The organism is Streptococcus sp. HMSC066E07, from assembly GCF_001814695.1.
In the GTDB taxonomy this organism is placed as follows: Bacteria; Bacillota; Bacilli; order Lactobacillales; family Streptococcaceae; genus Streptococcus; species Streptococcus hominis.
The window spans coordinates 21,056-29,892 of sequence record NZ_KV817463.1 but is presented as its reverse complement, the minus strand read 5'-3'; the positions used below and the strand labels follow the sequence as shown (position 1 = coordinate 29,892).

Genomic DNA, 8,837 nt, shown 5'->3' with positions numbered 1-8,837 from the left:
CGTCCCCTCTCGAGGTAATATAGGTTACTAACCCTATATTTTGTACATAAATACCAGAAAACCACCATATCTTGTTTTAACAGCCCAAAAGTGGAAACTTCTTTGATTATAACATATTTTGAACCAAAAAGGAAGAACTGAGAGCTACTTAAGCAGTTCAAGTAACTCCTCATTCTTAACATCGTAATAGGAGAATCGTTCTTCTCTAATATCATAGTTGGACTGGAGGACATCCTTTAATGTTCCCAACAAGGCGCGCAATCTTTTTGAGCTAATTGCCTTTTTATCGATTTCAGCGAGACCATGCGCTAGACGATTTCTTTCCCCGTTAAAACTCTTCACTAATTTGATACTTTCCAGTAAAGACTCTTCCGCCTGATAAAATTCCAAAATATTGCTAAAAGACAAAAGTTTTAAAGTAGAAGTCTTGTTATAGACTCTTTCCTTGCTTTCACTCCCACGCTCCTTCTTCATCTCATGCTCCAGATAGTCAATGATAGCATCGGCATCTGGGTGCGACAGGTTTAGCTTGGGAAGATTTTCCTTTCTGACGATTAAGCCCGGATGTTCGGATTGGATTTTTTCTTCCAAGATATACTCTGCCAAAGACTTCGCCTTGATGAGCACATCAGCGATTTGACCCCGGCGATTTAAAATATCAATCATCAGGTAATAGTTGAGAGCTTTAACAGCCTCTTGTCTATCCCCTTCCCGAGCCAAATCCTGTAAAATGGCCTGCTTTTCAAAAACATCAGTAACATTATTTAAAATATTGCATGCCTTGGCTCTTTGCGATTTAGAAAGGATCTTATTATTTTTTTCCTGCAAGATAGCCAAGGCAGCCGCATAATCATAATGCTTAATTAACTGACGCAGATAGCGTTTGACTAGAGACTGATTGAACTTTTCAGACTGGTCTTCTAAACTGCGATTTTCAAAATCTTCCTGATTGTCTTTATTGCCATCAATCAATTCCTCAATCGGTAGTTCTGCGGCTGGATTAAAAGGTCTGTTGGCTGATTTTTCAGGAGTAGCCACCTGCACCGCCCGAATGTTGTAATTATTGATGCGATTGACCGCAAACATGGCGGAAATAATCTGCGGTGTAGCAGACGAAAGGTTCAAAATCAGTTCATCCTCATCGCTCAGATAACGCTCAATAATCTGAGTGATTTCTGCGTACATTTTGTCAAAAACATAGACTTCATCGTTTTTAAGGATTGTTGGATCAATCAGAATTTCTGGATTGTAGCCGTCAATAGATTGCAAAGCCGCTTGGATCCGGTCTTTTTTTACCAGCATTTCCTCACTGTAAATCAAGACCACCCTGTCCGGTCTATAAATGCGACTCAGATGCAGGAGAGCTCCGTCGTGATTTTTTGTAATTGGGTCGGTCGTCCCGACAGCAGAGATTAAAATCTTCATCATATCGTCCTAACTTAAATCTTCCAGTAATAGCTTATTCATGTCGTCATAAAAGGCAAATAGCTTCCTTTCAAAAGGATACCAGTCCTGAATCAGGTCTTTCAGGGATTTCTGGGCTACTCTCAAAAGTTTAACATCTTCTTCTTTCAGAGGATTGAGACTGTGAGCGACTGCATTTCTGGACTCATTCAGATCCAATATAGGTTTAATCTGTTTTAAAAGCTTCCACTCCTGTCTCTTCTTGAGAATTTTTCTGAAATCCCAGATAGTCAGGTATTTGGGCTCATCTTCTTCGATACCTTGCAGTTCCTGAGGATAATGTCTTTGGATATAATCCTCCAGCATAAACTCAGCCAGTGACTTGGTACGAATAAAACATTCCATCACATTACCTCTTTTGACTTGCAGGTCAATGGTCAGATAAGCATTTAAAACCTTTTTCTCGGTTTCACCCAGTTTCCTTTTGGCCAGCCGCTTCGGTACATCCTGGATATCAAGGGAGGATACTAAATTACTCAGTTCTTCCCTGACTCTTTTCAGCTGATCAGTAGAGGCCATTTGATGGATAACTTTCAGGGCTGCCTTGTAGTCATGATTCTCAATCAGAGTACGAGCGGTACGCTTTAAGATAGATTGTTTAAACTTTTCTGACTGATCCTCAACTGTCCGATCCACAAAATCCGGTCTATTATCTTCATTAGTCTCAATCAGTTCATCAATATCCTCCTCATTATCATGACCGCAGCCTTCGTTGGATGAATTAGTAGGATTGACCACCTGGACAGCCCTGACATTGATGTCATTAAGGCGATTTAGGATGAACAAAGCAGCTTTCATCTGAGGCGTTCCGCTGGACAAGTTTAAAATGAACTCATCTCCTGTATTTAGATATTCCTGAAGAATTTTCCAGATTTGGTCGTACATGACATCAAAAAGAAATACTTCTGAATTTGGAAATACTGAGGGATGCGGAAAAATTTCAGGATGATAATCCTCAGATATAGACTGAATGGCTTGAGTAATCCTGTCGTTCCTTTCAACTGTACGTTCAGAATGCAAAATAATAACCTTATCGGGACGATACTTCCTTACGATATGAAGTAGGGAGCCATCATGAAAAGCCCGAATGGGATCTGTATCTCCAACTGTCGAAATTACTATTTTCACACTTTTACCTCCTGAATAATGAAATTGGCCTTACCCATTTCATACAGATTTTCATTATTTTTGACCAGTTTTCTCTCCTGACCTTTGACTAAAAATGATTTATTCTTAGCTCTAGTTAGTTTGAGAACACCTTTTCCAATCATTTTTGTTTTTAAGCGATCGTATCTCTTTTGCAAAATCCCATTAGCTTGTTTGAAAATGGTCTTGGTCCAGGCTCCGCTGCCGGCCCCAAGATAAATAGGATATTGAACATTGTCTTGAATGTATTTTTCAGAAAAATCGTTTAAAAAGAACTCTTTATAGCTCTTGTAAAAGTCAAAGGAAAGCTGCCCCAGACTTCTCATCATGCTTGCTGCCCTTTCAGTTGTAGTGGTAATGGTAAATTCTGCTACAGTAAAGGGCGGCAGAGCCTCCCGATAGAGAGGAAGAGCCCGTAGCTTATCTCCTGATTCTTTACTGGACTTGTCCAGTTTTTGAACTAGAATGATATCTTCATTCTTAAAATCAATCCCATTGATCTTAAGGGACTGACTGTCGCTGACCCGAATTTCGTTAAAAAGATCGTCGAAATCTTTACCAGGTTTTGCCCCCCAAGGGACGACAGTTTTATCTTCCTTTTCCTTTCCCTTGCGTCCAGTCGCAAAATTAGCCTCTTTCCATTCGGGATGGGAATTTAAGAGAATAGTACGAATAGCCCCTTTGAGACTGGAACCAGGAATATAAGGCTGACCAAAACCATCGCGGACAATCTTAGAAATCTCATTGAGAGTTCCTAGACTAGATTTATCATTTTCATAATCACTTTCTTTAATCTTGTAACCACCAAAGTTTCTGTCTTTAATGCGGTTGTCATAGGTAAAAGAGACCAGACGGTTGTTTACAGCCCTCTTCCCATGCTCCATCAGAAAGGCTTCGAATTTACGGTCTAGACCTTTGGCTACCATACTAGCATAGAATTTTCCCATATCCGGAAAATAAAAGCTATCATTTTCATAGATAAACTCCCGACTGGTGTACTTTTCTCCACTTCCGATATGAACCGGAGCCATGGTACGCAGCGTGAATTTAAATGTTTTATAATCACTCTTCATCCTAGACCTCCAGTTTGTAAAATAGCGGTTTGGCAAAGTTTAACACAGGATGCGGGAATCCTTTCGGTCGGACATCTACTATCTGTCCTCTGAAGGTTTCAGAGAATGTTGAACCCGCCTTAAACTTATACAGGTCCTGCTTACGGTAGTTGGATGCTTCGTTCGTGCTAAAGGCAAAGCCGCTGGACTTGGAAAGCAGATAATGACTCTCGGTCATGGCTGCTTCCAAGTCCTCATCCATGGGCAGGGAACTTGTCAAAAGCATGACTCCCCTATCAAAAGATTGGGTCAGTTTTCGGGCCAAGTCACTCGGCAAATCATGAATTTCTAAATCAAAGCGACCGTAACCACTGCTTCTTTTCCCCCCGATACCGGAATACTGAAGCCCGGTCATCAAAAGATCAAAGAGCTGGCTTTGCTCAGCAATCACATAGAGTTTGCTGTCTTTTTCATAGGTCTTTGTCCCAACCTGGAACAAACCACCCTCTTTCAAAGGCTGATTCTTGGTGACAAGACTGGATTTTGCAAAAACTTTCGCTTCCAAACTATGCCCATTTAGAAAGTTCTCAAAGTCTGACAGACTGACATAGTTTAATTTTTTTGATTTTTTAGCCTGCTGGCGCATTTCCTGAACATCCAAATCCTGAGGTAACTTGTCCGGACTTGGATAGCCGATTGGCTTAGGCAGAAAGGGGTCCCCTTTGAAGGGAAAGGCATCTGATAAAACAAAACTCTTCCGATTTGCCAGCTCAAGAAAATCATCCAACTTATCCGCTTTAATGGCCTCTAAGACCAAGGCGGAAAAAAGGCGATCGGCGGAAAAGGTCAGACTGCCAGTATCCAGTTTCCCACTTCCAAAATGAGCGGATTGGAAATCCATCATATACATCTTGTAGGTCATATCAGACCTCCGTTTTTAATAATTCATTCAACTGACCTTCATCATACTGACCAAAGACTGTCTGAGCCTGAAGGTCTTCAAAGACAACTTTACCGTATCCGCGACTTCCAGAACCGCCCAGATAATCAAGCTCCAAGAGCTTCAAACCGTCAACAATAGCCTGAATATCCTCGTTAACCTCACCCGCAGACTTGTCATTGATTTCATAAATCAACTCGAAACCAAAGCGACTCTCCCGGATAGCGCGTTCAATCTGCCGTGGATTGGCTACTGCAGTAATTCGGTCGATGGTATTTTCAAATTTGACCTCAGTATAACTCTTGGCCCCCTTGGCATCAAGGTCATCTTTGTTCAGGAGAAAGGCATCACGGAAGATGAGGCGGCCGATTTTATAATCTTTTGAATCGTGATTTCCGAAGAGACGGCTGAGTACTTCTCCGTCTTCTTTAGGAGACTTAGCAAGTTTATCATTATAAACACAAGCCAGGAGGGTTCTCATTTTTCCCTTGATACTGGAACCAGGAATAATTGGAAGATTGGTGATTGGATCTTTGATAACAGGAGAGTCCGTGGCTCCAATAGCTGCAAAGGCGTTGCTGGTACCGATGTGCAAGCCTGTTTCCAAGCGAATCTGAGCAGTAATTTTCACTTTTGCGTATGTCATATTAATCTTTCCCTCCATAGAATTTAAAATAGGCAACCAAGGCTTCCATATAGCGGCAGAAACGCTGCAGCGTTTCCTTATTAGAGACTTCTTTGAGAGCTTCTAGTATCTGAGCCTGCTGAACCAAATCTTTTACTGCAAATTCTCGACCTGACTGATAGACGAACTGAACTCGCAGATAAGCAATCTTATCCTGCAGGTCGGGGTAGCCTTTTACATTGCTTTCATCAAACAATGCACTTGTCAAACTCAGCAAGTGGCGAATCTTGCTGGTAGTCAGCAAGAAGGCATCAGGATTTCTCCTATCCCGATTATTTCTTTTTAATGATTTGATTGCCGCCTCAGCCTTGTCCACATAGTTGTCATCTGTTAAAATTGCCATTCCTTAATCCTTTCTAATTTCATAAATATAGAGTAAGAGTGCCATTTCAGCTTCTTGTCGTTCTTGTTCACCGCCTGTATACCAAGCCCAGAAAATGTTTTTAAATTCTTTGAACTTTTCTTTTTCCTCCTTGGAAGCAGCATCTTCCAAGCGAGCCAGCAGATAAGCCAGACGGGCTGTATTCAACTTATCATAGGCTCTCAGAAGCTCAATCAAACGATAGATAAAAGCTTTGCCTCTCTCATCCTGTGATTTGAAATACTTGCGAAGCTGCACCAGCTTGCTTTGATAGACACCTTCGATAAACTGGTCAAACTTAAATGTGAAATTTCGTTCAAAGAGCGTGATACTGTCTTTCCCGTTCGACTTAGCCGCTTCTTCCAAATCCCCAGAATCCTGGGCCATAAGGTGAATCGGTGTCTTATCCGGATAAAGACCAATACCTGCCGATAGAGTCAGTTTACCATTGGTCCATCTGAGGAACTGCTGGCGAAACTCCACTGTAAAAGCAATAATATCTTGCCAGGAACCTAGAGCAAAGACATCATCTCCACCAGCATAAATAACTGTCAGCCTCTTTCCTTGGGCAAACTGATGAATATAGTACTTGAAGAACAAACTCATCTTCTGTGAAAAGATAGCTGACCGAGCAAAGGTTGAAAAGCGCCCATGCTTCTGACTGGTAAAACCAGCCATAAAAGCAGCACCCAAATCATCCACATCCAACCGAACAACAGCCAAACGTTTAATTCCCTGCTTTGTTTGACTGTCTCTAGATAGACCAGCATAGTCATATATCTCAGCTTTTGTACCATCATCTTTGATAAAGTTATAGTTACCGACAAAGACTGGTGTGGCTACAGTGTCATCTGACCACTTATTTTTCACATAGAGTTTACCTGGATCTTTGCCAATGTCTTCTTTTTTCACAGCTTTCAAAACTGCACCCGGTCCAATAGGCAGACCAGACTGACCGTCAGAGGCAACCTGGAAATAGTCACTGTCAATCTCTTTGGCAAATCTGCTCAGTTCCTGACATACTATACACAAATCATACTCTTCATCTTCACCATAATGGACTGTTTTGATTTTCTCAACAGAATGACAGATGGCACACTCGCGTTCAGAACTCCTGCCCCCCTGATTTAAAACCCGCAAACTAGCAGTATCATAACGAGACAGCTTCTTCTCTGAAATCATACGACTGATGCCTTGGTAGATTTCTCGATAGTTTTTCAGATAGTCAGATCCAGAATAGGTATCGACCATGATCTCAGCAGCTGAAAATACCTTCCAGCCAAAGGCCACATAGAGACCTGTTTGAAAATGTTCCAAAAAGAACTGATTAAAGGCTTTTTCAAATTCCTTTAGCTGACCGATAGTTTGTTCGGTATTGGCCAAGATGAAATAGGCATGTCCGCCACCAACATAGAGGGCATTAGCACGTGAAAGCTCTAATTGTTCCAAGAGGCTGTCCACGATATGCTCACTCATAAAGTCCAGATAGAGACTGCGAGCCTTGAGCTGTTTGGCCGCCCCCTTACTGGCAATGTTGTAGATAAAGTCTTGAATTCCTGATAGGTCAAAACTCGCCAACAAAAGACTTTTTGACTCATAAAAGGTAGACACATCGTCCAGCAAATGATCCTGCTGGCTTTCTTCCAGATAATCATAAATAGCAACCGCGAAGCCCGCTGTGAGCCTGCTGTGTTCTGCTAGAGAAATATCTCCTAACTCCTTATCCCCAGGAAGCAGAGGAAGCGTTGAAAAGAAATTCTGCCAAATATTGAAGAAAACAGAAAGATTTGCTTCATCCAAGGTTAAACCGTTAAAACTCTCAGCCAACTCCTCCAATAACCTTTGGTAGTCTAATTGATTAATAGGACTCTCTTCCCGACTCGCAATAGAGAGCTTGCTTTCATCAGGCAAAATACTAAACTTCTGATAGCGTTGCTGCTTTTCTTCTTTAAAGACATTAAAGATATCAGCCAAGGGCTTAAAAAGTTGATCAGAAGACACCTTCCTCTGCTCAGGTACTCCGCTAGCAATGCGGTCTGCCAGAGCAATAATCTTGTCTGCCCTGCTGTTTTCCTCGAGTGTCAGCTGTGGCAGTCCCTGTAGCCAATCTTTCCCTGCAGCCAAACTTTCATCAGATCGGCCTTGCAAACGGCTAACTAAACGACCGCCATTGTGAAACAAAGCCTTGTAAATTAAATCAAGCTTTTCTTTCTTCAATTTTCATCCCTCCCATTCCTAAACTGCACTTAGTACCAACTCCCGAAAATTCTCCAAATCTCAACAGCATGTGAGCATAGGCCTTCAAAGACGATGCTCCTTGGATACGAATCGTTATCTTGCCTCGAAAGGCGGGGTGCTTTCGTCCATGAATCGGAAAATAGTGACTTTTCAGTTGATAACTACTAATCCAGCTATGATCTGTCAAAAATTGTAAGGTTTCCTCATCTATCTCTGATTCTCCTTCAACCAATCGGCTGTATTTTTGCATGAGACTTTGAAAAATCAAGCGCGTATCTGGAAAAAGCACAAACTGTCCCTGCCGTTTAAAGGTCGTTGGAGTGTAAAAATGAATATGTGCGATAGGACTAGGATCATCCTCCCGAAAAATTTCCAATAAGGTCTCTTGTGATAAAGTCTGAATCTCTATTCTCTTTACAGATATGGCTCCTGAGTAAGTATCTAACTGAATCTCTTCTAAATCCAGAAGCTGAGGCAATATCTTCTCTTCTGCTTCTTGGGTAAGTAGATTGACCGTCCATATCGTTCCTTCTCTCGTGGATAATAGATTTAAAGAGTAGGGATTTGTCTCTTGTTCATGAAGAAAATCCACAAAATCCTCCGAAATCTGGCTCATTAGAAATCCTTGCAACTTAGATACTAGAGCATCGTCTCTTATTTCAACGTTTGATAAATACAATTGTACTTTCTTCACATTTCTAACCTTCCTTACTAAAAAAGCACCCCAAAAAGTGAAAGTATTTTTCACCAGTTAAGGGCGCCCTCTCTGTTTATCAGAACTATTCTTTACAATCAATATATTAGCATAATATGAAAGCGTCGTCAAGTATCTGTGCGAATTTCATGTAAAAAATCCCCTCTCGAGGTAACATGGGTTATTAACTTAAAATCCTTTGCAGCTTGCGCAAACACAGAACGAGTTTCCGTCCCCTCTCGAGGTAACATGGGTTA

8 protein-coding genes are annotated in these 8,837 nt (G+C 41.5%); all 8 read right to left on the bottom strand.

Annotation, left to right across the window (positions count from 1 at the left end; translation table 11 throughout):
• Window positions 1-144 precede the first annotated feature (144 nt).
• Genes csm6 through cas6 form a run of 8 tightly spaced genes read right to left on the bottom strand, consistent with a single transcriptional unit; the run spans window position 145 to window position 8,580 of the window.
• Complete coding sequence (gene csm6, locus HMPREF2984_RS07180) at window positions 145-1,428, bottom strand: type III-A CRISPR-associated CARF protein Csm6 (protein WP_257362729.1); 1,284 nt, start codon at window positions 1,426-1,428, stop codon at window positions 145-147.
• 6 nt (window positions 1,429-1,434) lie between these two features.
• Window positions 1,435-2,592: a type III-A CRISPR-associated CARF protein Csm6 gene (locus HMPREF2984_RS07175; RefSeq protein WP_070496952.1), complete on the bottom strand. Its 1,158-nt coding sequence runs from the start codon at window positions 2,590-2,592 to the stop codon at window positions 1,435-1,437.
• Window positions 2,589-3,683 (bottom strand): type III-A CRISPR-associated RAMP protein Csm5, encoded by a 1,095-nt coding sequence (gene csm5, locus HMPREF2984_RS07170; RefSeq protein ID WP_070496949.1) that lies wholly within the window; start codon window positions 3,681-3,683, stop codon window positions 2,589-2,591. Before csm5 ends, HMPREF2984_RS07175 begins: the two co-directional genes overlap by 4 nt.
• Before the next feature lies 1 nt (window position 3,684).
• The gene (csm4, locus tag HMPREF2984_RS07165) at window positions 3,685-4,584 is read right to left on the bottom strand and encodes a type III-A CRISPR-associated RAMP protein Csm4 (protein ID WP_070670896.1); all 900 of its coding nucleotides are present in this window, start codon (window positions 4,582-4,584) and stop codon (window positions 3,685-3,687) included.
• Window position 4,585: 1 nt separating this feature from the next.
• The gene (csm3, locus tag HMPREF2984_RS07160) at window positions 4,586-5,248 is read right to left on the bottom strand and encodes a type III-A CRISPR-associated RAMP protein Csm3 (protein WP_070670894.1); all 663 of its coding nucleotides are present in this window, start codon (window positions 5,246-5,248) and stop codon (window positions 4,586-4,588) included.
• A gap of 1 nt (window position 5,249) precedes the next feature.
• Window positions 5,250-5,630, bottom strand: a complete 381-nt coding sequence (csm2, locus tag HMPREF2984_RS07155; protein WP_022527060.1) for a type III-A CRISPR-associated protein Csm2 — start codon at window positions 5,628-5,630, stop codon at window positions 5,250-5,252.
• Window positions 5,631-5,633: 3 nt separating this feature from the next.
• Entirely contained in the window at window positions 5,634-7,865 is a 2,232-nt protein-coding gene (cas10, locus tag HMPREF2984_RS07150; protein ID WP_070670892.1) for a type III-A CRISPR-associated protein Cas10/Csm1, read from the bottom strand.
• Window positions 7,846-8,580, bottom strand: coding sequence for a CRISPR-associated endoribonuclease Cas6 (gene cas6 / locus HMPREF2984_RS07145; protein ID WP_070496936.1), 735 nt, complete (start codon window positions 8,578-8,580; stop codon window positions 7,846-7,848). The genes cas10 and cas6 overlap by 20 nt, the downstream gene beginning before the upstream one ends.
• Window positions 8,581-8,837 lie beyond the last annotated feature (257 nt).

Excerpts from the sequence above, each read along its gene's own strand:
- csm6 (WP_257362729.1), bottom strand. The coding sequence starts at position 1,428 with ATGATGAAGATTTTAATCTCTGCTGTCGGGACGACCGACCCAATTACA.
- csm5 (WP_070496949.1), bottom strand. The coding sequence starts at position 3,683 with ATGAAGAGTGATTATAAAACATTTAAATTCACGCTGCGTACCATGGCT.
- csm4 (WP_070670896.1), bottom strand. The coding sequence starts at position 4,584 with ATGACCTACAAGATGTATATGATGGATTTCCAATCCGCTCATTTTGGA.
- csm3 (WP_070670894.1), bottom strand. The coding sequence starts at position 5,248 with ATGACATACGCAAAAGTGAAAATTACTGCTCAGATTCGCTTGGAAACA.
- csm2 (WP_022527060.1), bottom strand. The coding sequence starts at position 5,630 with ATGGCAATTTTAACAGATGACAACTATGTGGACAAGGCTGAGGCGGCA.